Annotated in this window: 24 protein-coding genes; 16 read left to right on the forward strand and 8 right to left on the reverse strand. The window is 66.8% G+C overall.

Annotated elements, in window-relative coordinates; translation table 11 throughout:
• Positions 1-37: 37 nt before the first annotated feature.
• Complete coding sequence (hisF, locus tag GTH22_RS08935; RefSeq protein ID WP_252944844.1) at positions 38-799, forward strand: imidazole glycerol phosphate synthase subunit HisF; 762 nt, start codon at positions 38-40, stop codon at positions 797-799.
• Positions 796-1,101 carry a phosphoribosyl-ATP diphosphatase gene (locus GTH22_RS08940; protein ID WP_252944845.1) on the forward strand — a complete coding sequence of 102 codons (306 nt, stop codon included), beginning with the start codon at positions 796-798 and terminating at the stop codon, positions 1,099-1,101. Before hisF ends, GTH22_RS08940 begins: the two co-directional genes overlap by 4 nt.
• 90 nt (positions 1,102-1,191) lie before the next feature.
• Here the strand turns inward: GTH22_RS08940 and GTH22_RS08945 are convergent, their stop codons facing one another.
• The 4 genes from GTH22_RS08945 to hpaR form a co-directional block, all read right to left on the reverse strand.
• Complete coding sequence (locus GTH22_RS08945; protein WP_252944846.1) at positions 1,192-1,572, reverse strand: RidA family protein; 381 nt, start codon at positions 1,570-1,572, stop codon at positions 1,192-1,194.
• A 66-nt stretch (positions 1,573-1,638) separates the two neighbouring features.
• On the reverse strand, positions 1,639-2,904 hold the full coding sequence (clpX, locus tag GTH22_RS08950; RefSeq protein ID WP_252944847.1) for an ATP-dependent Clp protease ATP-binding subunit ClpX: 1,266 nt from the start codon (positions 2,902-2,904) through the stop codon (positions 1,639-1,641).
• Between the two features lie 155 nt (positions 2,905-3,059).
• A complete protein-coding gene (locus tag GTH22_RS08955; RefSeq protein ID WP_252944848.1) occupies positions 3,060-3,695 on the reverse strand; it encodes an ATP-dependent Clp protease proteolytic subunit in 636 nt (211 codons plus the stop codon).
• A gap of 158 nt (positions 3,696-3,853) precedes the next feature.
• Positions 3,854-4,330: a homoprotocatechuate degradation operon regulator HpaR gene (gene hpaR, locus GTH22_RS08960; protein WP_256471567.1), complete on the reverse strand. Its 477-nt coding sequence runs from the start codon at positions 4,328-4,330 to the stop codon at positions 3,854-3,856.
• Between the two features lie 94 nt (positions 4,331-4,424).
• On the opposite strand from hpaR, the gene GTH22_RS08965 reads away from it, so the two are divergent.
• From GTH22_RS08965 to GTH22_RS08985, 5 genes are all read left to right on the forward strand, one after another.
• On the forward strand, positions 4,425-4,820 hold the full coding sequence (locus tag GTH22_RS08965; RefSeq protein ID WP_252944850.1) for a 5-carboxymethyl-2-hydroxymuconate Delta-isomerase: 396 nt from the start codon (positions 4,425-4,427) through the stop codon (positions 4,818-4,820).
• On the forward strand, positions 4,817-6,322 hold the full coding sequence (gene hpaE / locus GTH22_RS08970; protein WP_252944851.1) for a 5-carboxymethyl-2-hydroxymuconate semialdehyde dehydrogenase: 1,506 nt from the start codon (positions 4,817-4,819) through the stop codon (positions 6,320-6,322). The genes GTH22_RS08965 and hpaE overlap by 4 nt, the downstream gene beginning before the upstream one ends.
• 78 nt (positions 6,323-6,400) lie before the next feature.
• Entirely contained in the window at positions 6,401-7,381 is a 981-nt protein-coding gene (hpaD, locus tag GTH22_RS08975; RefSeq protein ID WP_252944852.1) for a 3,4-dihydroxyphenylacetate 2,3-dioxygenase, read from the forward strand.
• Between the two features lie 70 nt (positions 7,382-7,451).
• On the forward strand, positions 7,452-8,906 hold the full coding sequence (locus GTH22_RS08980) for an NAD-dependent succinate-semialdehyde dehydrogenase (protein ID WP_305884659.1): 1,455 nt from the start codon (positions 7,452-7,454) through the stop codon (positions 8,904-8,906).
• A 54-nt stretch (positions 8,907-8,960) separates the two neighbouring features.
• Positions 8,961-9,812: a fumarylacetoacetate hydrolase family protein gene (locus GTH22_RS08985; protein WP_252944853.1), complete on the forward strand. Its 852-nt coding sequence runs from the start codon at positions 8,961-8,963 to the stop codon at positions 9,810-9,812.
• A gap of 23 nt (positions 9,813-9,835) precedes the next feature.
• Here GTH22_RS08985 and GTH22_RS08990 read toward each other — a convergent pair whose 3' ends face one another.
• Positions 9,836-10,588 (reverse strand): PaaX family transcriptional regulator C-terminal domain-containing protein, encoded by a 753-nt coding sequence (locus GTH22_RS08990; protein WP_252944854.1) that lies wholly within the window; start codon positions 10,586-10,588, stop codon positions 9,836-9,838.
• A 24-nt stretch (positions 10,589-10,612) separates the two neighbouring features.
• Positions 10,613-12,634 carry a phenylacetic acid degradation bifunctional protein PaaZ gene (gene paaZ, locus GTH22_RS08995; RefSeq protein WP_252944855.1) on the reverse strand — a complete coding sequence of 674 codons (2,022 nt, stop codon included), beginning with the start codon at positions 12,632-12,634 and terminating at the stop codon, positions 10,613-10,615.
• 79 nt (positions 12,635-12,713) lie between these two features.
• Here paaZ and paaG point away from each other — a divergent pair, with 79 nt between their 5' ends.
• Genes paaG through GTH22_RS09015 form a run of 4 tightly spaced genes read left to right on the forward strand, consistent with a single transcriptional unit; the run spans position 12,714 to position 15,834 of the window.
• Complete coding sequence (gene paaG, locus GTH22_RS09000) at positions 12,714-13,496, forward strand: 2-(1,2-epoxy-1,2-dihydrophenyl)acetyl-CoA isomerase PaaG (RefSeq protein ID WP_252944856.1); 783 nt, start codon at positions 12,714-12,716, stop codon at positions 13,494-13,496.
• Positions 13,493-13,930, forward strand: coding sequence for a hydroxyphenylacetyl-CoA thioesterase PaaI (gene paaI / locus GTH22_RS09005; RefSeq protein ID WP_252944857.1), 438 nt, complete (start codon positions 13,493-13,495; stop codon positions 13,928-13,930). Before paaG ends, paaI begins: the two co-directional genes overlap by 4 nt.
• Positions 13,927-15,231 (forward strand): phenylacetate--CoA ligase PaaK, encoded by a 1,305-nt coding sequence (gene paaK / locus GTH22_RS09010; RefSeq protein ID WP_252944858.1) that lies wholly within the window; start codon positions 13,927-13,929, stop codon positions 15,229-15,231. Before paaI ends, paaK begins: the two co-directional genes overlap by 4 nt.
• Positions 15,232-15,234: 3 nt before the next feature.
• Complete coding sequence (locus GTH22_RS09015; RefSeq protein WP_252944859.1) at positions 15,235-15,834, forward strand: TetR/AcrR family transcriptional regulator; 600 nt, start codon at positions 15,235-15,237, stop codon at positions 15,832-15,834.
• Here GTH22_RS09015 and GTH22_RS09020 read toward each other — a convergent pair.
• A complete protein-coding gene (locus GTH22_RS09020) occupies positions 15,827-17,341 on the reverse strand; it encodes a CRTAC1 family protein (RefSeq protein ID WP_371928334.1) in 1,515 nt (504 codons plus the stop codon). The genes GTH22_RS09015 and GTH22_RS09020 overlap by 8 nt on opposite strands.
• On the reverse strand, positions 17,338-18,609 hold the full coding sequence (locus tag GTH22_RS09025; protein ID WP_252944860.1) for an ROK family protein: 1,272 nt from the start codon (positions 18,607-18,609) through the stop codon (positions 17,338-17,340). The genes GTH22_RS09020 and GTH22_RS09025 overlap by 4 nt, the downstream gene beginning before the upstream one ends.
• A 237-nt stretch (positions 18,610-18,846) precedes the next feature.
• Here GTH22_RS09025 and GTH22_RS09030 point away from each other — a divergent pair, with 237 nt between their 5' ends.
• From GTH22_RS09030 to xylA, 5 genes are all read left to right on the forward strand, one after another.
• The gene (locus GTH22_RS09030) at positions 18,847-19,878 is read left to right on the forward strand and encodes a substrate-binding domain-containing protein (RefSeq protein WP_252944861.1); all 1,032 of its coding nucleotides are present in this window, start codon (positions 18,847-18,849) and stop codon (positions 19,876-19,878) included.
• Positions 19,879-19,967: 89 nt separating this feature from the next.
• Positions 19,968-21,308, forward strand: coding sequence for a sugar ABC transporter permease (locus GTH22_RS09035; RefSeq protein WP_371928335.1), 1,341 nt, complete (start codon positions 19,968-19,970; stop codon positions 21,306-21,308).
• On the forward strand, positions 21,305-22,081 hold the full coding sequence (locus tag GTH22_RS09040) for an ATP-binding cassette domain-containing protein (RefSeq protein WP_252944862.1): 777 nt from the start codon (positions 21,305-21,307) through the stop codon (positions 22,079-22,081). The genes GTH22_RS09035 and GTH22_RS09040 overlap by 4 nt, the downstream gene beginning before the upstream one ends.
• Entirely contained in the window at positions 22,081-23,520 is a 1,440-nt protein-coding gene (gene xylB / locus GTH22_RS09045) for a xylulokinase (protein ID WP_252944863.1), read from the forward strand. The genes GTH22_RS09040 and xylB overlap by 1 nt, the downstream gene beginning before the upstream one ends.
• Positions 23,517-24,821 carry a xylose isomerase gene (gene xylA / locus GTH22_RS09050; protein WP_252944864.1) on the forward strand — a complete coding sequence of 435 codons (1,305 nt, stop codon included), beginning with the start codon at positions 23,517-23,519 and terminating at the stop codon, positions 24,819-24,821. The genes xylB and xylA overlap by 4 nt, the downstream gene beginning before the upstream one ends.
• Positions 24,822-24,855 lie beyond the last annotated feature (34 nt).

Genomic DNA, 24,855 nt, shown 5'->3' on the forward strand with positions numbered 1-24,855 from the left:
GCTTCCCTCCGCCAGCAAAACCGGCTACGTGAGCCTCATGCTGAAGACCCGCATCATCCCCTGCCTCGACGTGGCCGATGGCCGCGTGGTGAAAGGCGTCAACTTCGTCGACCTCGTGGACGCCGGAGACCCTGTGGAATCCGCCCGCGCCTATGATGCCGCCGGGGCCGACGAGCTTTGTTTCCTCGACATCCATGCCACCCATGAAAACCGCGGCACCATGTATGACCTCGCCACGCGGACGGCCGAGCAATGCTTCATGCCGCTCACCATCGGCGGCGGGGTGCGCACCCATGACGACGTGCGCAAGCTGCTGCTCTCGGGGGCCGACAAGGTCTCGTTCAACTCCGCCGCCGTGGCCGACCCGAACGTGATCACCGAGGCCGCCCTGCGCTTCGGCTCGCAATGCATCGTCTGCGCGATCGACGCCAAGACCGTCGCTCCCGGCCGGTGGGAAATTTTCACCCACGGCGGCCGCCGCCCCACGGGGATCGACGCGGTCGAATTCGCCGTGATGATCGCCGAGAAGGGCGCGGGCGAAATCCTCCTCACCTCGATGGACCGTGACGGCACCAAATCCGGCTTCAACCTGCCCCTCACCCGCGCCATCGCCGATGCGGTGCCGGTGCCGGTGATCGCCTCGGGCGGGGTCGGCACCCTCGATCACCTCGTCGAAGGCGTCACCGAGGGCCATGCCTCCGCCGTGCTCGCCGCCTCGATCTTCCATTTCGGAACCTACACCATCGGCGAGGCCAAAACCCATATGGCCGCCGCCGGAATCCCCGTGAGGATGACATGAGCCTTTCCGCCCTCGCCGCCACCATAGCAGCCCGCAAATCCGCCGACCCTGAGACAAGCTGGACAGCCAAGCTGCTCTCCAAGGGCCCGGAAAAATGCGCCGAGAAATTCGGGGAAGAGGCGGTGGAAGCCATCATCGAAGCGGTGAAGGGCGACCGCGCCCGCCTCACCTCAGAGGCCGCCGACGCGCTCTACCACCTGCTGGTCATGTGCGCCGCCCGCGACGTGACCCTCGCCGACATCGAAGCCGAACTCGCCAAGCGCGAGCACCAGTCGGGCATAGACGAAAAAGCCGCCCGGTAACCCCCACCCTGCTCATTTTCTTGCTGAAAATATCTCCGGGGGTGTGGGGGCTGGCCCCCACTGCAAGACCCCTCAAAGCAGCACCTCGCCTCAAGGCACCCGCGCCGTCACCTCGATCTCGATCTTCATCGCCGGGCTGATCAGCCCCGCTTCGATCATCATCGCTGCGGGCCGCGCCTTGCCGAAGGCCTCCGCCAGCACCGGCCAGCAGGGCTCGAAGTCTGCGGCGACCGGCAGCACGTAGTTCACCCGCACCACGTCATCGAGGCTCGCCCCGGCCTGCTCCAGCGCCCGGCGGATGGTTTCCAGCGTGTTGCGGCATTGGGCCACCACGTCCTCGGGCAGCTCGCCCGTCTCCGGGTCCGCCCCGGTGCTGCCGGCCACGAAGACCCAGCCGTCGCAGACCACCGCGCGGCTGTAGCCGATCTTTTCCTCGTAGGGCCCACCCGAAGATATCAACCGTCGTTCCATTCCGTTCTCCAACAAAAAAAGGCCCCGCTCCCGCGAGGCCATAGGGTGGGTGCGACCCACCTATGATTAAGCCGAAGCGTTCTCTGCCTTGCTGTCCTCGGAGTAGATGAACAGCGGCTGGGCATCTGCGCCCACGGCCTCTTCGTTCACCACCACCTCGTCGACCTCGGTCATGCCGGGCAGGTCGAACATGGTGTCGAGCAGGATGTCCTCCATGATCGAACGCAGGCCACGCGCGCCGGTCTTGCGCTCGATGGCGCGTTTGGCGATGGCGCGCAGTGCGTCTTCGGTGAAGGTCAGCTCGGTGTCTTCCAGTTCGAACAGGCGCTGGTACTGCTTGACCAGCGCGTTCTTGGGCTGGGTCAGAATGGTGACAAGCGCGTCCTCGTCGAGGTCTTCCAGCGTTGCCAGCACCGGCAGGCGGCCGACGAACTCGGGGATCAGGCCGAACTTCAGCAGGTCTTCCGGCTCCAGCTCGGTGAATATCTCGCCGATGCCGCGGCTCTCGGAGTCCTTCACATCGGCGCCGAAGCCGATGGCCGAACCCTTGCCGCGCTGGCTGATGATCTTGTCGAGGCCCGCAAAGGCGCCACCGCAGATGAACAGGATGTTCGTGGTGTCGACCTGCAGGAACTCCTGCTGCGGATGCTTGCGCCCGCCCTGCGGCGGCACGGAGGCGACGGTGCCTTCCATGATCTTCAGCAGCGCCTGCTGCACGCCCTCGCCGCTCACGTCGCGGGTGATCGAGGGGTTGTCGGACTTGCGGGTGATCTTGTCGACCTCGTCGATGTAGACGATGCCGCGCTGCGCCCGCTCCACGTTGTATTCCGACGCCTGGAGCAGCTTGAGAATGATGTTCTCCACGTCCTCGCCCACGTAACCGGCTTCGGTCAGCGTGGTGGCGTCGGCCATGGTGAAGGGCACATCGAGAATGCGGGCCAGGGTCTGGGCCAGCAGGGTCTTGCCGCAGCCGGTCGGACCGATCAGCAGGATGTTGGACTTGGCCAGCTCGATATCGCCGGTCTTGCCAGCGTGGTTCAGCCGCTTGTAGTGGTTGTGCACGGCCACCGAGAGCACCCGCTTGGCGTGGTACTGCCCGATCACGTAATCATCGAGAACTTCGCAGATTTCCTTGGGTGTGGGCACCCCGTCGGAAGACTTGAGGCCGGACGTCTTGGTCTCTTCCCGGATGATATCCATGCACAGCTCGACGCATTCATCACAGATGAACACCGTCGGTCCGGCGATCAGCTTTCGAACCTCGTGCTGGCTCTTTCCGCAGAAAGAGCAGTAGAGCGTGTTCTTGCTGTCACCACCTGAATTCGTCGCCATTAAAAACCCCTCGGGCTGCTCTGCCCGTTTCTTGCGTTCTGCCCCGTTTGCTCCCCGGATTTCGAAAATCCTAGGGCAGCACCCAACGGGACACAACGCCAAATTAAAGTGAACGACGCATGTGTTGCGGCGGCTACTTGCTGCTGTTGCGGCGGCTACTTGCTGCCGCTTTCGTCGCCACCCTTGTCGCGGTTCTCCACGATCTCGTCGATCAGTCCCCAATCCTTGGCTTCTTCGGGGCTCATGAAGTTGTCGCGCTCGAGCGCGGCCTCGACCTTTTTCAGGGTCTGGCCGGTGTGTTTAACATAGATCTGGTTAAGCCGGTCTTTCAGCTTCTGCGTTTCCTGAGCGTGGATCATTATGTCCGTCGCCTGGCCCTGGTAGCCGCCGGAGGGCTGGTGCACCATGATGCGGCTGTTGGGCAGCGAAAAGCGCATGCCCGCCTCGCCCGCCGTCAGCAGCAGCGAGCCCATCGAGGCGGCCTGGCCGATGACCAGCGTGCTCACCTTCGGGCGGATGTACTGCATCGTGTCGTAGATCGAGAGGCCCGATGTCACCACGCCGCCGGGGCTGTTGATATACATCGAAATCTCTTTTTTCGGATTGTCCGCTTCGAGGTGCAGAAGCTGGGCCACCACGAGCTGGCTCATGCCGTCATGCACCGGGCCGTTCACGAAGACGATCCGCTCCTTCAGGAGGCGCGAGAAGATGTCATAGGCCCGCTCACCGCGGCTGGTCTGCTCGACCACCATGGGAACGAGGTTCATGTAGGTCTCAACGGGGTCGTTCATAGCTCGGGCCTCGACATTTTGGGCCCCGGTCGGCGGGGCCGTGGATCTCATCCCCATGTCTTAGTGCTGGCATAGGGGGGCTGCAAGGGCACCAGCCTCAAAGACCCGATAAGCGTGAACAATTGATTGAGGCGGCGCCGACCTTTGCGAAAACCCGTTCAGGTCTTCTGATCGGCCAGATCGTTGAGCAGATCGAGCAGCGCGTCCACCCGTTCCTGCCCGAAGGCGGCCTCGAGTTCGGCGAAGATGCGGTTGCTCTCGCCAATGTGACGGGCAATCAGCGTCCGCCCCTCTTCGGTGATCGCAAGCTGCAGCTTGCGCCCGTCGTAGGGGTCTTTTTCGCGGGTGATCAGTGCCCGCTCTTCCAGCGACTGCATGATCCGGGTCAGGCTGGGCAGGAGCAGGCAGGCCTGGTTGGCAAGCTCCTTGGGTTCCATCGTGCGGTTCTCGTCGAGCACCCGCAGCACTCGCCACTGCTGCTCCGTCACCCCGGTTGCCGCAAGCATGCCGCGCACCGGCGCCATCACCGCTTCGCGGGCACGCAGCAACGCAATAGGCAGGGATCGCGATGTATGGCGCAAAGAACCAGTACCCTCCCGAGCCCCGCCAAGAGACTTCGGGCTATCATCTGACATAGGATATGTATGACTTAAGCACGACGTTGCAGCAAGTATACTTGACGCGTGGAGATTTTTTATTTAACTCGTTAATAAGTTCGGGAGGAGACCAGTGCCACATATCCGAGTCGAATATTCGGCCAACCTCGAGTCGCATTGCGATGTGGCTCGGCTGTGCGAAGCCCTGCGGGTCGCGGGCCTGGAAACGGGAGTTTTCCCGCTTGCCGGCATCCGTGTGCGGGCCGCGCGCTGCACGGATTACGCCATTGCCGACGGTGATCCCGCCAACATCTTCGTCGACATCTCGATCCGCCTGCGCGGCGGGCGACCGCAGGAGGCCAAGGAGGCCGCGACCGCCCATGTCTTCGAAGCCGCCCGCGCCTTTCTGGCGCCGGTGATCGAAACCCAGCCGATCATGCTCTCGCTGGAGATGCGCGACATCGACCCGGCCCTCTCGCCCAAGCTCAACACCGTGCGCGACCATATCGCAGCAAAGGACGCCAAATGACCGATCTTGCCAGCAACCTCGAAAAGCTCGCCCCCCATCTCGACCGGCTGAAATCCAAAGGCATCGCCCATCGGATTGCCGGGCAGGATGTGACCGGTGCGAGTTTCGCCAACCACTCCCCGGTCGATGGCAGCGTGATCTGCGACGTCGCCCGCGGCACCGAGGCCGATATCGACGCCGCCGCGCAGGCCGCGAAGGAGGCCTTCCCCGCATGGCGCGACATGCCCGGCACCGCCCGCAAGAAGCTGCTCCATGCCGTCGCCGACGCGATCGAGGCCAATGCCGAGAAGATCGCGCTCTGCGAAAGCTGGGACACCGGCCAGCCGATCCGCTTCATGGCCAAGGCCGCGCTGCGCGGGGCCGAGAACTTCCGCTTCTTCGCCGACCGCGCGCCCTCGGCCCGCGATGGCCAGCACCTGCCGTCTTCCACGCTGATGAATGTCACCACCCGCGTGCCGATCGGCCCGGTGGGGGTGATCACCCCGTGGAACACCCCCTTCATGCTGTCGACGTGGAAGATCGCGCCTGCGCTCGCCGCAGGCTGCACCGTGGTTCACAAACCGGCTGAATTTTCGCCCGTAACCGCCCGTCTTCTCATCGAAATCGCCGAGGAAGCCGGGTTGCCGCCGGGGGTCTGGAACATGGTCAACGGGTTTGGCGAAGACGCCGGAAAGGCGCTCACCGAGCACCCGGCGATCAAGGCCATCGCCTTCGTGGGCGAAAGCAAGACCGGCGCGATGATCCAGGCCCAGGGCGCGCCCACCCTCAAGCGCTGCCACTTCGAGCTTGGCGGCAAGAACCCGGTGGTGGTCTTCGACGACGCCGACCTGCCCCGCGCGCTCGATGCCGCCATCTTCATGATCTATTCGCTGAACGGCGAGCGCTGCACTTCCTCCTCGCGCCTGCTGGTGCAGGAGAGCATTGCCGAGACCTTCGAGGCGCAGCTCGCGGAACGCGTTGCCAAAATCCGCACCGGCAACCCGCTCGACCCGCAAACCGAACTCGGCCCGCTGATCCACGCCACCCACCACGCCAAGGTCACGAGCTACTTCGCCAAGGCCACCGAGGAAGGCGCCACCATCGCCACCGGCGGCACCGTGCCCGAAGGCCCCGGCCATTACGTCGCGCCCACCCTCTTCACCGGCGCGCGCAACGACATGGCCATCGCGCAGGAAGAGATCTTCGGCCCCGTGCTCACCGCCATCCGCTTCAAGGACGAGGAGGAGGCGCTGCAGATCGCCAACGACGTCCCCTATGGCCTCACCGCCTATGTCTGGACGCAGGACATCACCCGCGCCATGCGCGTCACCGACGGGCTCGAAGCCGGGATGATCTGGGTGAATTCCGAGAACGTCCGCCACCTGCCAACCCCCTTCGGCGGGCTGAAGGCCTCGGGTATCGGGCGCGATGGCGGCGACTGGTCCTTCGAGTTCTACATGGAGCAGAAGCACATCGGCTTCGCGACCGGCACCCACAAGATCCCGCGCCTGGGGGTATCGTAGGGCGGGACTTGTCCCGCCATCCCGCCGCCCACCAAGCCTGTAGGGCGGGACTTGTCCCGCCACCCCGAGGAGGAAAACATGCCCATTCCCGCCCCCAACCTGACCCCTGCCTTCAACATCCTGCGCCTCTCGCACGTGGAGCTGATCGTCACCGACCTCGCCAAGAGCCGTGCCTTCTACGTCGACACCCTCGGCCTGCAGGTCACCGATGAGGACAGCGAAACCATCTACCTGCGCGCCATGGAAGAACGCGGCCACCATTGCCTCGTGCTGAAAAAGGGCGACACGCCCCAGGCCCGCGACCTGTCGTTCAAGCTCTTCGACGAAGAGCACCTCGAGCGCGCCGAGCACTTCTTCCGCGAAAAGGGCCACCCGACCGAATGGGTCGAGCGCCCCTACCAGTCGCGCACCTTCCGCACCCGCGACCCGCACGGCATTCCGCTGGAGTTCTACGCCCGGATGGACCGGCTCCCGCCGATCCACCAGCAGTACAAGCTCTACAATGGCGTCAAGCCGCTGCGGATCGACCATTTCAACTGCTTCACGCCCGATGTCGACGCCTCGGTGGCCTTCTATAACCAGCTCGGCTTCCGGGTGACCGAATACACCGAGGACGAAGAGAGCAAGCGCCTCTGGGCCGCGTGGATGCACCGCAAGGGCGGCGTGCACGATATGGCCTTCACCAACGGCACCGGCCCCCGCCTGCACCACACCGCCTTCTGGGTGCCCACTCCGCTGAACATCATCGACCTGCTCGACCTGATGGCCACCACCGGCTGGGTCAAGAACATCGAGCGCGGCCCAGGCCGCCACGGCATCTCCAACGCCTTCTTCCTCTATATCCGCGACCCCGACGGCCACCGCACCGAGATCTACTGCTCCGATTACCAGACGGTCGATCCCGACCTCGAGCCGATCCGATGGAATCTCAAGGACCCGCAGCGCCAAACCCTCTGGGGCGCCCCGGCACCGCGCTCGTGGTTCGAGGAAGGCTCGCTCTTCGAGGGGGCGGAGCCCATGGAGTCCACCCTCGCCGCCACTCCTATCGTCGCCCCCTAGGAGCCGGGGATTGCCGCCCGCCGACTTGGCGCTACAGTCCAGCCGAACGCAATTCCGAGGAGGACCATCCATGCCGATGCCCAAACTGAACGACCCCGCCCTGCTGAAAGAGGCCTGCCTCGTCGCGGGCAAATGGGTGCCTGCGGGCGCGGATGCCATCGAGGTCACCAACCCCTCCACCGGCGAGGTGATCGGCCGGGTGCCCAAGCTCGGCGCGAAGGAAACCGACGAGGCCATCGAGGCCGCCCGCATCGCCCAGAAGGACTGGGCCAAGCGCACCGCGGAAGAGCGCGCCAACGTGCTGATGAAGTGGCACGACCTGATGATGGCCGCGCAGGATGACCTTGGCGCCATCATGACCGCCGAACAGGGCAAACCGCTGGCCGAAGCCAAGGGCGAGGTGGCCTACGGCGCGAGCTTCATCAAGTGGTTCGCCGAAGAGGCCCGCCGCACCAATGGCGAGGTGATACCCGGCCACCAGCCCGACAAGCGTATCGTCGTCATCAAGCAGCCCGTCGGCGTTGTGGCCGCGATCACGCCCTGGAACTTTCCCAACGCGATGATCACCCGCAAGGCCGGCCCCGCCCTCGGCGCGGGCTGCGCCATGGTGCTCAAACCCGCCTCGCAAACCCCCTTCTCCGCCATCGCCCTCGGCGTCCTGGCCGAGCGCGCCGGCCTGCCGCTGGAGCTGTTTTCCATCCTCACCGGCTCGGCCTCCGCCATCGGCGGCGCGATGACGGCAAGCGAAACCGTCCGCGCCCTCACCTTCACCGGCTCCACCGAGGTGGGTGCCAAGCTCTACGAGCAATGCGCACCGACGATCAAGAAACTCGGGCTCGAACTCGGCGGCAACGCCCCCTTCCTCGTCTTCGACGATGCCGATGTGGATGCCGCCGTGGAGGGCGCGGTGATCGCCAAGTTCCGCAACAACGGGCAAACCTGCGTCTGCGCCAACCGGATCTACGTGCAATCCGGCGTCTATGACGAGTTCGCCGAAAAGCTGGCCAAGAAGGTTTCCACCATGAAAACCGGCGACGGCTTCGACGAGGGCGTCAACTTCGGCCCGTTGATCGACGAGGCCGGGCTGGAAAAGGTCCGCGACCACGTGGAAGACGCCAAGTCCAAGGGCGCCAAGGTCATCCTCGGCGGCGAAGCCCACGAGAAGGGCGGCACCTTCTGGCAACCCACCGTGCTCACCGGCGTCGACACCTCGATGAAGGTCACCACCGAAGAAACCTTCGGCCCCGTCGCCCCCCTCTTCAAGTTCGAGACCGAGGAAGAGGCCATCGAGGCCGCCAATGCCACCGAATTCGGCCTCGCCAGCTACTTCTACGCCCGTGACCTCTCCCGCGTCTGGCGCGTGTCCGAGGCGCTCGATTACGGCATGGTCGGCATCAACACCGGCCTCATCTCCACCGCCGTCGCCCCCTTCGGAGGGGTCAAGCAGTCGGGCCTCGGGCGCGAAGGCTCGACCCACGGCATGGAGGAATTCATGGAGCTGAAATACCTCTGCATGAACGTCTGAAACTGCAGGGTGGGTGCACCTCGCCACCCACCCCAACCTGATACCGGAGCCCCTATGACCCGCCTCGCCACTGTCACCCTGCCCTCGGGCGAAACCGCCTGGGGCACCGTCACCGAGGCGGGTTTTCACGCCCTCTCACCCCTCTTCCCGCAGTATCCGACCCTGCGTGAAGTGGTGGCCGCCGGTGCCTGCGAAGAGGTCGCGAAAGCGGGCGATGAGCAGCCCGCGCAGAGTGATTTCACCTACGAAATCCCGATCCCCTCGCCCGAAAAGATCATCTGCGTCGGGGTCAACTTTCCCGACCGGAATGCCGAATACAAAGACGGCAAGGAGGCCCCGCCAAAGCCGTCCCTCTTCATCCGTTTTCCGCGCAGCTTCACCGGCCACAACCGCCCGCTGATCCGCCCGCCGGAAACGCCCCAGCTCGACTACGAGGGCGAGATCGCTGTGGTCATCGGCAAGGGTGGCCGCCGCATCCCCGAGGCCGAGGCGCTGAGCCACATCGGCGCGCTGACGCTGTGCAACGAGGGCACCCTGCGCGACTGGGTCCGCCACGCCAAGTTCAACGTAACCCAAGGTAAAAACTGGGATTCTTCCGGTGCCATGGGCCCCTGGCTCGTGCCCTTCACCGATGAGGCGCAGATCACCGAGGCCGATATCGAAACCCGCGTGAACGGCGAGCTGCGCCAGCAAGACAACACCGCCCGGATGCTCTTTCCGGTCGCGTTCCAGATCGCCTATATCTCCACCTTCACCACGCTGGTCCCCGGCGACATCATCGTCTCCGGCACCCCCACCGGCGCAGGCGCGCGCTTCGATCCGCCGAAGTTCCTGAAGCCCGGCGACGTGGTCGAGGTCACCTCTCCCGGTCTCGGCATCCTGCGCAACACCGTGGAAGACGCGTAGGGCGGGACTTGTCCCGCCACCCGCTAGATCTCGCCCACCTCCGGCCTAGGCAGCGCCGCCAGCAGGCTCACCACGAGGCTGCGGCAGCGCTCCCCGGCCCAGCCCTCGGGCATGAAGCGCGGGGGAACCTGCGGCGCGCGCAGCACCACGCGGCGCCATGAATGCACCACCAGCGCCCGCAGCGCGGCCACCTCCACCGGGGCCAGCCCAGCGGGCACCCGCACCGAGGCCAGCGCCCGCTCCAGCGCAGCGGCCTCTTCGAAAAGTTCGTCAGAACAAAGCCTTGCGCGCAGCCAGTCGGGCAGCGCCTCGATCCGCCCGGCGGCGAGAGCCGGCGCAGGCGCGGGCGAAAGCAGCAGGGTCGGCGCTAGTTGCACCTCGCCCGCCCCGGCTTCCAGGCCCCCCTCACCCAGCGCCAGAAACCACGCCTCCGGCCCCTCGGCGAGGGTGGCATAAATGCGGGGCGCTGCGGCCTGCGAGCTTGCCCGGCCCTGCGCACTCAGCGCGTGGACCGCGCCCCGCCCGGCCTTGCGGCTCTCCAGCCAGCCCTCCTTGCGCAGCCGGTGCAGCGCCACCCGCATCGCCTCGGGCTTCACCGCCACCGCCGCCATGATCCGCCCCAGTGCCGCGCCGTCGATCTCCTCGCCCTCGGCGCGGGCAAGGTCTCCGAACACGGTCACGATGAGCGACCACACGCGATGTGCCCCCGGCCTGAGCGGCGCGGCGGCGGCCAGAAATTCGGGCGAAAGGTCAGATGGTTCCGGGGCGGCGCTCATGCACGCAGCATAGCGCCGCTCCGATCAGCCCGCCACCATGGTCAGCAACTCGTATTCGGCCACCGTGGCGCCCTCCTGATTGGCGATCTCCACCGCCCAGCGCACCTCGCCGTGCTCCGCCGTGCGCCGCTTCTTGCTTGCCACGGTCAGCCGCACCGAAATGCTGTCTCCCGGCACCACAGGTTGCATAAAGGCAAGCCCCTCCAGCCCGGTATTGGCAAGAACCGGCCCCTCCTCGGGGTCCACAAACAGCCCGGCGGCAAAGCTCAGAAGCAGGTAACCATGGGCCACGCGCCCCGGAAAGAACGGATTACGCGCGGCGGCCTCCTCGTTCATATGGGCATAGAAGGTATCGCCGGTGAACTCGGCAAAATGTTCGATATCTTCAAGGGTGATCTCACGCGAAGCGGTCTGCAACACCTGCCCCACCTCCAGCTCACCGAACTTTCGGCGGAACGGATGGCCCGCACTCACCACCTCCGGCGCCCCCTTCACCTGCACGCCGCTGACGGCCCGCAGCATCTCGGGCGAGCCCTGCACCGCCGTGCGCTGCATGTAATGCGTCACCGCCCGGATGCCGCCCAGCTCCTCACCGCCGCCCGCGCGGCCCGGCCCGCCATGAACCATATGCGGCATCGGCGCGCCGTGGCCGGTGCTCTCCTTCATCGACACCCTGTCGTTGAGGTAAACCCGCCCATGCCAGGCGGCGAGTCCCATCACCGCCTCCCGCGCCACCGCCGGATCATGGGTGATCACGCTCGCCACCAGCGAGCCCTGCCCCCGTGCCGCGATCTCGCAGGCATGGGCCATGTCGCGGTAGCCCATCACCGTGCTGACCGGCCCGAAGGCCTCGGTGTCATGCACGCGCTGCGCGGCGTCCGGGTCGGCGCGGAAGAGATGCGGCGCCACGAAGGCCCCGCCCGTGGCCCGCTCTCCCAGAGGCGCGAAGCCGTCCATCCCGCCGAACACCAGCTCCGCCTCCCAGCCAATGATCGCCGCCTTCTCAAGCACATCCGCCGCCTGCGCCGCGCTCACCAGCGCGCCCATCCGCACGCCCTCCTCGCGCGGATCGCCCACCGTGGTTTTCGCCAGCCGCGCCGAGACCGCCTCGATCACCGCGTCAACCTGCGCCTCGGGCACCAGAATGCGCCGGATCGCGGTGCACTTCTGCCCGGCCTTGGCGGTCATTTCGCGGTGCACCTCTTTGACAAACAAATCAAATTCCGGGCTGTCCGGCCCCGCATCCGGCCCGAGGATCGAGGCGTTCAGCGAATCCTGCTCCGCCGTGAACCGCACCGAATTGCGCAGCAGCGCCGGGGTGCCGCGCAGCTTCAGCGCCGTCTCGGCAGAGCCGGTGAAGGTCACCACATCCTGCGGGCCGAGCCGCTCCAGCGTGTCGCCCAGCCCCCCGGTGACAAGCTGCAAGGCGCCCTCGGGCAGCACGCCGGCCTCCAGCATCATGCGCACGCAGGCTTCGGTCACATGGGCGGTTGCCGTGGCCGGTTTCACGATGGCCGGAACCCCCGCCAGCAGGCAGGGCGCGATCTTTTCCAGCATCCCCCAGACCGGGAAGTTGAAGGCGTTGATATGCACCGCAACCCCCTGAAGCGGAACGCAAATATGCCGCCCGCCGAAGCTGCCTGCCTTGCCGAAAAACTCCACATCGCCATCCAGCAGCGGCCCGTCCTCGGGCAGCTCCTTCACCCCCTTGGAGGCGTAAACGAAGAGCGTGCCGATGCCGCCATCGACGTCGATCATATGGTCCACTGCCGTGCCGCCGGTGGTGTAGCTCAACTCGTAGAGCGCCTCCTTCTGGCCGGAGAGATGCAGCGCCAGCGCCTTCAGCATCTTCGCCCGCGCCTTGAAGCCCATCGCCCGCAGCACCGGCCCGCCGACCCTGCGGCCATGCTCCAGCATCGCGCCCGCATCCAGCGCCGCATTCCCGGCGCGGCCGATCCGCGCGCCGGTAATTGCATCATGAATGTCCCGCGCCCCCTCGCCCGGTGCCATCCACACGCCGCCCACATAGCTGCCAACTTCGATCATGCTGAGATCCTCCCTGTTGCGAGAATTAATTGACCAACCGGACGGTTTATGCAAACGATTCCGCAGGGAGGACCACGAAATGAGCGAAACGATAGGCGTCGAGTCGCATGGCGGCTGGGTGGAGATCACCCTGAACCGGCCGGAAAAACTCAACAGTTTCAACGAGGAGATGCATCTGGCGCTGCGGGCGGCGCTGGACGGCGCTGCAAGCGCCCGCGCGGTGCTGCTCACCGGCGCAGGCCGCGGATTTTGCGCCGGGCAGGACCTGGGAGACCGCGACCCTGCCAAGATGGAGGGCACGCCCGACCTCTCGCAAACCCTCACCAACTTCTACAACCCGCTGGTCCGCCAGATCCGCGCCCTGCCCTGCCCGGTCATCTGCGCCGTCAACGGCGTGGCCGCCGGAGCCGGGGCCAATGTGGCGCTGGCCTGCGACATCGTGCTGGCCGCCCACTCCGCCAAGTTCATCCAGAGCTTCGGCAAGATCGGCCTCGTGCCCGATTCCGGCGGCACGTGGTCCCTGCCCCATCTCGTCGGCATGGCCCGCGCCAAGGCCCTCGCCCTCACCGCCGAGCCGCTGCCCGCCGAAACAGCGGCTGACTGGGGCTTGATCTGGAAAGCCCTGCCCGATGACGCCCTCATGTCCGAGGCCCGCGCCCTTGCCGAAAAGCTCAGCCGGGGGCCCACCCACGGGCTGGGGCAGATCAAGCAGGCGCTCCACGCCGCCACTTCCAACACGATGGACGAGCAGCTCGACCTTGAGGCGCAAACCCAGAAGCTCTGCGGCGCCCACCCGGATTATGCCGAGGGCGTCGCCGCCTTCCTCGGCAAACGCGCGCCCAACTTCGGGGCCAAGGGATGACCCCGCAGGAGCGCGCCGCCCGCTCTGCCAAGGCGATGTGGGCGCAGGATGCCGCCTCCAAATGGCTCGGCATGGAGCTGGGCGAGGTGGGCGAAGGCTCCGCGCGCCTGAGCCTCACCGTGGAGCCGCACCATTGCAACGGGCACGGCATCTGCCACGGCGGGGTGATCTTCGCGCTGGCCGATTCTGCCTTCGCCTTCGCCTGCAACAGCCGCAACCAGTCCACCGTGGCCCAGCAGAACCAGATCACCTATCTCGCGCCGGGTCGCCTTGGCGAAACCCTCACGGCGCAGGCGAATGAGACCTCCCTGCAAGGCCGCACCGGGCTGACCGATGTGACCGTAACGGGCGACGATGGCCGCGTGATCGCCCAGTTCCGCGGCCTCTCCCGCGCCATCCCCGGCAGCCTCTTCGACGAAGGGACAGAGCAATGATCGACCTCACCCCACCCCGCGACACGCTGGAGCCGATCGAGATCGCCTCGCGCGACGAGATCGAGGCACTGCAACTCGAGCGCCTGAAGTGGTCGCTCGCCCATGCCTATGAAAACGTGCCGTTCTACCGCGCGAAGTTCGAGGCGGCGGGCGTTCACCCCGATGATCTCAAGAGCCTGAAAGACCTCGCCAAGTTCCCCTTCACGGTCAAATCCGACCTGCGTGACAACTACCCCTTCGGCCTCTTCGCCGTGCCGCGGGAGCGCATCAACCGCCTGCATGCCTCCTCGGGCACCACCGGCAAGCCCACGGTCGTCGGCTATACCGCGAAGGACATCGACACATGGGCCGGCCTCGTCGCCCGCTCGATCCGCGCCTCGGGCGGCAAGCCGGGCGATGTGATCCATGTCGCCTATGGCTACGGGCTGTTTACCGGCGGGCTGGGGGCGCATTACGGCGCCGAGAAGCTGGGCTGCACCGTGGTGCCCGTCTCGGGCGGGATGACCGAGCGGCAGGTGACGCTGATCGAGGATTTCGGCGCGTCGATCATCATGGTCACCCCCTCCTACATGCTCTCGATCCTCGACCAGTATCGCGCCGCCGGGCTGGACCCGGCGCAAAGCCCGCTGAAGGTGGGGATCTTCGGGGCAGAGCCATGGACCAACGCGATGCGGCAGGAAATTGAACAGGCGTTCAACATGCATGCGGTTGATATCTATGGGCTATCGGAGGTGATGGGCCCCGGCGTGGCGAACGAGTGTGTAGAAACCAAGGACGGGCTGCACATCTGGGAAGATCACTTCTTCCCCGAGATCATCAACCCCGAAACCGGCGCGCCGGTGGAAGATGGCCAGCTGGGAGAGCTGGTGTTCACCACGCTGACCAAGGAGGGGATGCCGATCATCCGCTACCGCACCCGCGACCTCACCCGCCTGCTGCCCGGCACCGCCCGCTCGATGCGGCGGATGGAGAAGGTGACCGGGCGCAGCGATGACATGATCATCCTGCGCGGGGTCAACGTGTTTCCCACCCAGATCGAGGAGCAATTGCTGAAATGCCGGGGCCTCGCGCCGCATTTCCAGATCGAGCTGACCCGCGCGGGGCGGATGGATGCGCTGACCGTGCATTGCGAATGCACCGCCGAGGGCAGCGCGGCGCGGGAGACCTCCGCCAAGGAGCTGGCGCATCACATCAAGTCGGTCGTCGGCATCACCGCGCGGATCGAGGTGCATGACCCCGAGGGGGTTGCCCGCTCGCAGGGCAAGGCGCAAAGGGTGGTCGACAACCGCCCGAAGGAATAGGCCATGGCCCGCCCGATTGCCGCAGATCACGAGGAAAAGCGCCGCGACATCCTGCTCACGGCGGCGCGGGTCTTTGCGACAAGCGGCTATGACCGGGCCTCCATGGCCGAGGTGGCGCGGGCCTGCGGCGTGTCCAAGGCGCTGATCTATCACTATTATTCCAGCAAGGAGGCGCTGCTTTTCGATATTCTCGACGTGCACCTGAAGCGCCTGCGCGACCGCATCCGCGCGGTGGAGGCCGAAGAGGCCGAGGCCCGGCCCCGGCTGGTGGCGATGCTGCGTGTCATCCTGCGCGATTACGAGGGCGCCGACCACAAGCACCAGCTCCAGATGAGCGCGCTTTCCACCCTGCCCGAAGAGAGCCAGGCAGTGCTGAAGGACTACCAGCGCGACATGGTGCGCCGGGTCTCGGCGGCGCTGGCGGCGCTGGCCCCGCCGGAGCTGGCGGCAAGCAAGGCGCGGATGCGCGATGTCACCATGTCGGTATTCGGGATGCTCAACTGGTTTCACATGTGGCAGCCGAGGGCGACGCCCACAGAGCGCGATGATTACGCGGCGCTGGTCGCCGGGCTGGCGCTCGACGGGCTGGCCGGGGTCAGTTGACCCAGAAGAGAACGCCCGGATAGGCCACCCGGTAGCTCTGGCCCGCCTGCACCTGCACCCAGGGACCAACCGTCCCGTCCGGCCAGATCACCCGCGCCTCAGCCTCTTCCGCCTCGCCCAACCCGAAATGCAGCGGCATCAGCTGCGCCCCGGCATGACCACCGCCGATGGTGCGCTCCTGCGCCTCGGTCCGGCCACCGGCCCGCACCTCGACCCAGGCGCCCACGGCATCGCGGTTGGCCCCGTCCTGCAACGGCTGCACGGCCAGCCAGTGGCCGGTGCCTTCGGTAACATTCCGGTAAACCTCCATCGGCGCGCGGCGGTTGACCACCACCAGATCGAGCCGCCCGTCGCCGTCGAGATCGGCCAGCGCCGCGCCACGGGACCGCGCCCCCGAGGCCACCCCGGCCTGCGCCGCCGCCTCGTGAAACACGCCCTCGGCATCCTGCATCAGCAGGTTGTTGGGATCATCCATCGCCATGCCCGGCATCTGATCGACATTGCCCTTGGCGATGAACAGATCGGCCAGGCCATCGTTGTCGACATCGCCAAACTCCGCGTGCCATCCCGTGCTCGGTCGGCCATCCTCACCGGTATGCGGCTTGGTCGCCGTGGCACCACGCTCCCAGGGCGCCCGCACGTAGCCGCTCCCGTCCCATTCCATCAGCACCTGGTCGCCCATCGAGGTCAGCATCACCTCTGGGCGGCCATCGCCGGTGAGGTCGCGGCTGGCGATGCCCATGCCCCAGATCGAGACCGGCTCGAAGCCCTCTGCCTCGGCCAGCAGGCGCGGGGCGGGGTCGAGCCGCCACATCTGCTCGGTGCCCCCGCTCACGTAGTAGTGCCGGTCGTTGGAGATGCGCAGGTCCTGCTGCCCGCGCCGGGCCCAGTCGGAGAACAGGATGGAGAGGGCGCAGAAGCCCGGCTCCAGCGTGGTGACGGGGCCATAGCCCTCGGGGCCGGGGCGGTAGAGGTGGTTCACGTCGCAGGCCTCGAAGGGGCCGTCGGGGTTGTCGCGGTCGACATAATTGCCGAAGGCGAGCGTGGGCCAGCTTTGCCCCGCCTCCCATGTGGCCGAGAAGGCGGTGCTCCAGCGCGTCCCGCCGTCAAAGCCCCAATCGGCGGGCTCGAAGCCACAGTTGCCGGTGCCGCGAAGCAGGATGTTTTCGCCCACGCGGGTGAGCACGAGGTCGCTCTGCCCGTCGCTGTCGATATCCACCGGGAAGGCGCCGGAGACATGGGTGTATTCGGGGAAGGCGCCGGGGCGGAACGCCATGGCGCCGCCGTTCAGCAGCAGCGTGGCCGGGGCCTCGCCGCCTGCCGCGACGATCTCGGGCAAGCCGTCGCCCGAGCAGTCGAACACCGCCACGCCACCGCCGACAAAATGCTCCCAGCCACCGGCATAGATGTGCTCCACCGGCAGCTCCACCGGCACAAAGCGCGGCTCGGCCAGGGCCGGCACGGCAAGGAGGGCGAGCAGCCCGGCCGTGAACGCGCGCACCGTCACGCCGCGTCCCGCCCCGCAAGCTTTTGCGCGGCAATGTCCAGCGCCAGCGCCGCCGCGCCCCTTGCCCAGACCAGATCGCCCCATGTGTTCACCGCCACATCCGGCGGCCGGCGGCCCCGGCCCACGATCAGCTCTCCCATCTCGCGCATCACCTCCTCGGCGTAGAGGTATTGGTACTGCATCCGCTCGCCCGAGAGGATCACCAGCGAGGGGTCGAACAGGTTGATCACATTGGCAAGCCCCGCCGCCATGTAGCGACCCGCCCGGCGGAAGATGTTGCGCGCGCCCTCGTTGCCCGCCTTGGCGCGGTCGTGCAGGCTTTCGAGCACCATCTGGGGCGAGAGTTGCAGGTGGCTTCCCAGTTCCAGCGCGGTATGGGCCTCGCGCACCAGCGCATAGTCAGAGGTATAGGCCTCAAGGCAGCCGCGCTGGCCACAGCGACAGAGCGCCCCGTCGAGCTGCACCTTGGTGTGGCCCAGTTCCAGCGCCAGCGAATGCGCCCCGCGATAGAGGCTCTGGCCCAGCACCAGCCCCATGCCCACCCCCTGCTCGATGGAAACCACCGCAAAGTCACGCGCCATCCGGCCGCGGCCGAACCACAGTTCGGCGAGGGTGAGCAGGTTGGTGTCATTGTCGATCCAGGCCGGGATGCCGAGCCGCTCGGTGAGGCGGTGTGCGAGGGCCACGTCCTCGCCCTCCAGCACCGACGACCACAGCACGCGGCCCTCGGGGTGGTCGACCAGCCCGGGCAGGCCCGCGCCGAGGGCGATCACCTGATCCCGCGTGACCCCGGCGCGCGCGGTCACGTCATCGACGAGGCGCGCGGCCTCTTCGAGCACCGCCTTCAGCGAGCGGGCATGGGCACTGCGCGGCAGGGTGGAAGAGGCCAGCGTGGTGCCGGTCATGTCGGTCAGAACGGCGGTGTGCTTGAACTCGGCCAGCTTGATGCCGATGACATAGCCCGCGCCTCCCCGCACCCTCAGCGCCACCGGGGGGCGGCCGCGTGCGCCGGGGCGGGCCGTGCCCTCGACCTCTTCGACCAGCGCGGCGGCGAGCAGCTCCGACACCACCGCCGTCACCGTGGCCGGGCTGACATCGAGCACGCGGGCCAGGTCGACCCGGGCGATCTGCCCGGCACTGCGGATGCGCTCATAGGCCAGCTGGCGCAGCGGGCCGGCAAGCTCGCCACCTCCGGCCATGCGGATCGGGCCGCAGCCCGCAAGCTGCACCGTCTCCTCAGCCTCCCTATCCGAAAGATCGAGCTGCATTGCTTCAACTTATCAAGTTAATGTTCACTCCCTGCCAATGATCTAGCCACATGACCGGGCCGTTGCGCAAGGATTTAATCCGTTATCAACTGGTTACCCCCCGAGCGACCACGAATGTCCCAACATTTATTTTGACAACCAAATGAAAGGTTGCCACTCTCGACCCTGCCCGAACGAAAGAGTCGGGTGCCCAGCTGCGCCTCCGGGCAGGCCGGGCTGGACCTTTGGGAGGACATCATGAAAAAGACCTTTCTCGCCGCCGCGATGGCATCGGCGGCCTTCACCACATCTGCACTTGCCGAAAGCCACGGTGTTACCGTTGGCGTAAGCTGGTCGAACTTCCAGGAAGAGCGCTGGAAAACCGACGAAGCCGCCATCAAGGCCGCGCTCGAAGCCGCTGGCGCCACCTATATTTCGGCTGATGCGCAGGCCTCTGCCGCCAAGCAGCTCACCGACGTCGAGTCGCTCATCACCCAAGGCGCCGATGCGCTGATCATCCTGGCGATGGACAAGGACGCCATCGGCCCGGCGATCGACGCCGCGGACGCCGAAGGCATCCCGGTGGTCGGCTACGACCGCCTGATCGAAGATGACCGCACCTTCTACATCACCTTCGACAACAAGGGTGTGGGCTCGATCATCGCGCAGGAAGTCACCGCCGCGCAGCCCGAGGGCAACATCGCCATCATCAAGGGCGACAAGGGCGACCCCAACGCGCTCTTCCTGCTCGAAGGCATGATGGAAGTGATCGGCGCCGACGTCGAATCCGGCAAGATCACGATCGCCTGCGAGAGCTTCACCGACGGCTGGAAGCCCGACAACGCCCAGAAGAACATGGAGCAGTGCCTCACCTCCACCGGCAACGACATCGACGCCGTGCTGGCCGAGAATGACGGCATGGCCGGTGGCGTGATCGCCGCTCTGGCCGCTCAGGGCCTCGACGGTATCCCGGTCGGCGGGCAGGACGGCGATCTTGCCGCCATCAACCGCGTCGCACGCGGCACCCAGACCGTGTCGGTCTGGAAAGACAGCCGCCAGCTCGGCAAGGCCGCGGCCGATATCGCCGTGGCTCTGGCCGGTGGCTCCGCCATGGGCGACGTCGAGGGTGCCGAAATGTGGTCCGGCGGTGAGAAGGGTGTCGAAATGAGCGCAATCTTCCTCGCGCCGACCCCGATCACCAAGGACAACATCGGTGACGCCATCGAGGCCGGCCACATCTCCAAGGAGCAGGCCTGCGAAGGCGCGATGGACGGCGTGAACGGCTGCTGAGGCCCACGCGATAACAATCGCCCCGGCACCCATTGCGGCGCCGGGGCACCCCGCCCGGCAACGGGCACCGCCTTTTTGGGGAGGAAGGCATGAGCAGCCAGACCACCGACATTCCGGCCGAGAACGATCCGGCCAACCAGCCACATCACACCAGCACCGGCCTGCGCGGCTTTCTCGACGCCACCGAGCTCGACACCCGCCTTCTGGGCATGGTCGGCGCCCTGGCTCTGATCTGGGTCGGCTTTCACCTCTACGGCGCGCTGGTCAACGGCTTCGGCGCCTTCCTCACCCCCCGCAACCTCTGGAACCTCTCGGTCCAGACCTCTTCCATCGGGATCATGGCCTGCGGCATGGTGCTGGTCATCATCACCCGCCACATCGACCTCTCGGTCGGCTCGATCCTCGGCTTCTGCGCCATCACCATGGGCGTGATCCAGGTCGATGTGCTGCCCGCGTGGCTCGGCCTCGGGCACCCGATGATCTGGGTCATCGCCGCGCTCTGCGGCATCGCGCTTGGCGCGGGCATCGGCAGCCTCCATGGCGTGCTCATCGCCTACGGCAAGATCCCCGCCTTCATCGTCACCCTCGGCGGGCTGCTGGTGTGGCGCGGCGCCGCCTTCCTCGTGGCGCGGGGCGAAACCATCTCGCCGGTGGATGCCACCTTCACCCTGCTCGGCGGCGGCCCCTATGGCTCTGTCGGCGCGGTCGGAAGCTGGATCGTCGGCGCACTCGCCTGCGCCGCCATCGTCGGGCTGCTGCTCTGGGGCCGCCGCCAGCGCCGCAAGTTCCACTCGCCGCTGCGCCCGGTCTGGGCCGAATGCGTGCTCGGCGCGCTCGGCTGCGGCCTCGTCATCGGCGCGGTGCTGCTGGTCAACGCCTACCCCTGGCCGCGCGGCATCGTGCGCCGCTACGCCGAGGCCGAGGGCCTCACCGTGCCCGAAGGCGGCCTCTTCATCTCGCACGGCTTCGCCATCCCGGTGCTGATCCTGCTCGCCGTCGCCATCGTCATGACCATCCTGATGAACATGACCCGCTTCGGGCGCTACGTGTATGCTATCGGCGGCAACCCCGAGGCGGCAGAGCTGGCCGGTATCAACTCGCGCCTGATGACGGTGAAGATCTTCGCCATCATGGGCGGCCTTGCGGGCCTGTCGGCGGTTGTCGCTTCGGCCCGCCTCAACTCGGCGACCAACTCGCTCGGCACGCTCGACGAACTTTACGTCATCGCCTCCGCCGTCATCGGCGGCACCTCGCTCGCGGGCGGCGTCGGCACCATCTACGGCGCCATCCTCGGCGCGCTGGTGATGCAGAGCCTGCAAACCGGCATGGTCCTGATCGGCTTCGACGCCGCGATCCAGCAGGTCGTCGTCGGCTCGGTGCTGGTGCTGGCCGTGTTCCTCGACATTCTCTACCGCGGGAGAGCCAAATGACCGACATGAGCCAGACCCCCCTCGTGGAGATGAAGGACATCTGCATCTCCTTCGGCGGCATCCACGCCGTCGATCACGTGAGCATTGATCTTTACCCCGGCGAGGTCGTCGGCCTGCTCGGCCACAACGGCGCGGGCAAATCGACCCTCATCAAGATCCTCTCCGGCGCCTATCACATGGACAGCGGCGAAATCCGCATCCAGGGCGAGAAAGCCACCATCGAGTCGCCCCGCGACGCGCGGCGCTACAACATCGAAACCATCTACCAGACCCTCGCTCTGGCCGACAATCTCGATGCCGCCGCCAACCTGTTTCTCGGGCGCGAGCTGACCACCCCGCTCGGCTTTGTCGATGATGCCAAGCAGGAGGCCGAGACGCGCAAGATCATGGCGCGCCTCAACCCCAACTTCAAAAAGCACAAGGAGCCGGTCTCGGCGCTTTCCGGCGGTCAGCGCCAGTCGGTCGCCATTGCCCGCGCGGTCTATTTCAACGCCCGCATCCTGATCATGGACGAGCCGACCGCCGCCCTTGGCGTGCATGAAACCCAGATGGTCGCGGATCTGATTCAGGAGCTGAAGGCGCAGGGCCTCGGCATCTTCCTGATCTCCCACGACACCCGCGAAATGCTCGACCTCTGCGACCGGGTTTCGGTGATGAAGAACGGCCAGCTTGTCGGCACCGAGCGGGTGGAGGATGTGACCGAAGACGACATCCTCTCGATGATCATTCTCGGCAAGAACCCCTTGCGCGAAAGCACACAGGAACCCGCCTGATGTTTCTCGGCCTGGATCTCGGCACCTCCGGCCTCAAGGCCGTGCTCATCGACGATGCCCAAAACGTGGTGGGCGAGGCCCATGCCCCGCTCACCGTGCAGCGCCCCCACCCCGGCTGGTCCGAGCAATCGCCCGCCGACTGGCTCTCGGCCACCGAAGCCGCGCTCGATGCGCTCGCCGCCCGCCACCCGCTGGCCCGCGTGCAGGGCATCGGCCTTTCGGGGCAGATGCACGGCGCGGTCTGCGTCGATGCCGCCGACGAGGTGCTGCGCCCCGCGATCCTGTGGAACGACACCCGCGCCGCCGACGAGGCCGCCGCGCTCGACGCCGACGCCCCCTGGCGCGCGATCTCCGGCAATATCGTCTTCCCCGGCTTCACCGCCCCCAAGCTGCACTGGATGGCCAGCCACGAACCCGCCCTGCGCGAGCGCATCGCCCGCGTCTTCCTGCCCAAGGACTACCTGCGCTACTGGCTGACCGGCGAGGCCGTTTCGGAAATGTCCGACGCCTCCGGCACCTCATGGCTCGACACCGGCGCGCGCGACTGGTCCGACACGCTGCTTGCCGCCTCCGGCCTGACCCGCGAGCAGATGCCGAGCCTCGTCGAAGGCTCCGAAGCCTCCGGCACCCTGCGCCCCGAGCTGGCCACGCGCTGGGGCATGGGGCCGAACGTGGTGGTCGCAGGCGGCGGCGGTGACAACGCCTGCTCCGCCGTGGGCGTCGGCGTGGTCGGCAAGGGGCAGGCTTTCGTCTCGCTCGGCACCTCCGGCGTGCTTCTGGCCGCAACCGAGGCCTACGCCCCCGCCCCCGAAACCTCGGTGCACACCTTCTGCCACTCGCTGCCCGGCATCTGGCACCAGATGGGGGTGATCCTCGCCGCCACCGATGCGCTCGAATGGTATGCCCGCCTCACCGGCTCGCCCGCCGCCCAGCTCACCTCCGAGCTCGGCCCGCTGAAGGCGCCGGGCCGGGCGATGTTCCTGCCTTACCTCGGCGGCGAGCGCACGCCCCACAACGATGCGGCCATCCGCGGCTCCCTCACCGGCATCGAGCATGTGACCGACCTCGACGCCGGCACCCGCGCCGTGCTCGAAGGCGTCACCCACGCGATCCGCGACTGCCACGATGCGCTGGCCGCCACCGGCACCACCTACGACAGCATCCTCGCCGTCGGCGGCGGCTCGCGCTCCGACTACTGGCTTTCCGCCATCGCCACCTCGCTGAACGTGCCGGTCGAAATCCCGGTGGCGGGCGACTTCGGGGGAGCCTACGGCGCCGCCCGCCTCGCCCTCATGGCCGCCACCGGCGCCGGGCCGGAGGTGGCCAAGCGCCCCGCAATCGCCCGCGTGATCGAGCCGCAAGCCGCGCTGACTGACGCCTTCGCGCAGGCCCACGCCCGTTACCAAGCCACCTACAAAGCCCTGAAAGGCCTCTCTTGATGTCCTACTTCGCCGGTATCGAAGCCACCCGCTACGAAGGCCCCGAAAGCCTTAACCCGCTGGCCTTCCGCCATTACAACCCTTCCGAAATGCTGGGCGGCAAGACGCTTGAGGAGCACCTGCGCTTCGCCGTCGCCTGGTGGCACAGCTTCGCCTGGGAGGGCGGCGACCCCTTCGGCGGGCGCACCTTCGAGCGCCCATGGTTCGGCAATGAAATGGAGAAGGCGAAGGCCAAGGCCGACGCGGCGTTTGATCTCTTCGCCATCCTCGGCCAGCCCTACTTCTGCTTCCACGATGTCGACATCCGCCCCGAGGGCGCGGGCTTTGCCGAGAACACCGCCAACCTCGAAGAGATGGTCGATTACATCGGTACCAAGATGGAGAGCGCGAAAACCAAGCTGCTCTGGGGCACCGCCAACCTCTTCTCCCACCGCCGCTTCATGTCGGGCGCGGCCACCAACCCCGACCCGGATGTGTTCGCCTTCTCCGCCGCCACGATCAAGACCTGCCTCGATGCCACCATCAAGCTCGGCGGCGAAAACTACGTGCTCTGGGGCGGGCGTGAGGGCTACGAGACCCTGCTGAACACCGACCTCGCCCGCGAGCGCGAACAGGCGGGCCGGATGCTCTGCATGGTGGTCGACTACGCCCGCAAGCAAGGCTTCAAAGGCGCGATCCTAATCGAACCCAAGCCGCAGGAGCCGACCAAGCACCAGTATGATTACGATGTCGCCACCGTTTATGGCTTCCTCAAGGACTTCGGCCTTGAGGGCGAAGTGAAGGTCAACATCGAGCAGGGCCACGCCATCCTCGCCGGCCATAGCTTCGAGCACGAGCTGGCGCTCGCCGCCTCCCTCGGCATCCTCGGCTCGGTCGACATGAATCGGAACGACTATCAATCCGGCTGGGATACCGACCAGTTCCCGGTCTCCCTGCGCGAAACCACCCTCGCCTATTACGAGATCCTCAAGGCAGGCGGCTTCACCAGTGGCGGCACCAACTTCGACGCCAAACTGCGCCGCCAGTCGCTCGACCCCGAAGACCTCGTGGCCGGCCATGTCGGCGCGATGGACATCTGCGCCCTCGGCCTCAAGAAAGCCCATGCGATGATCGAGGAAGGCTCCCTGCAAGCCGCGCTCGACGCCCGCTACGCCGGCTGGAACGCGCCCGCCAACAAGGCCATGCTCACCTCCGACCTCGCCAGCATCGCCGAACGCGTGGCGAAAGACGGCATCAACCCCGAGCCGCGCTCCGGCAAGCAGGAAAAGCTGGAAAACCTCGTGAGCCGCTTCGTGGCCTGAGCCGGGACCGGCCCCACCACTGCTTCGCATCTTT

It is taken from the genome of Oceanicola sp. 502str15 (genome assembly GCF_024105635.1).
Classification (GTDB): Bacteria; Pseudomonadota; Alphaproteobacteria; order Rhodobacterales; family Rhodobacteraceae; genus Vannielia.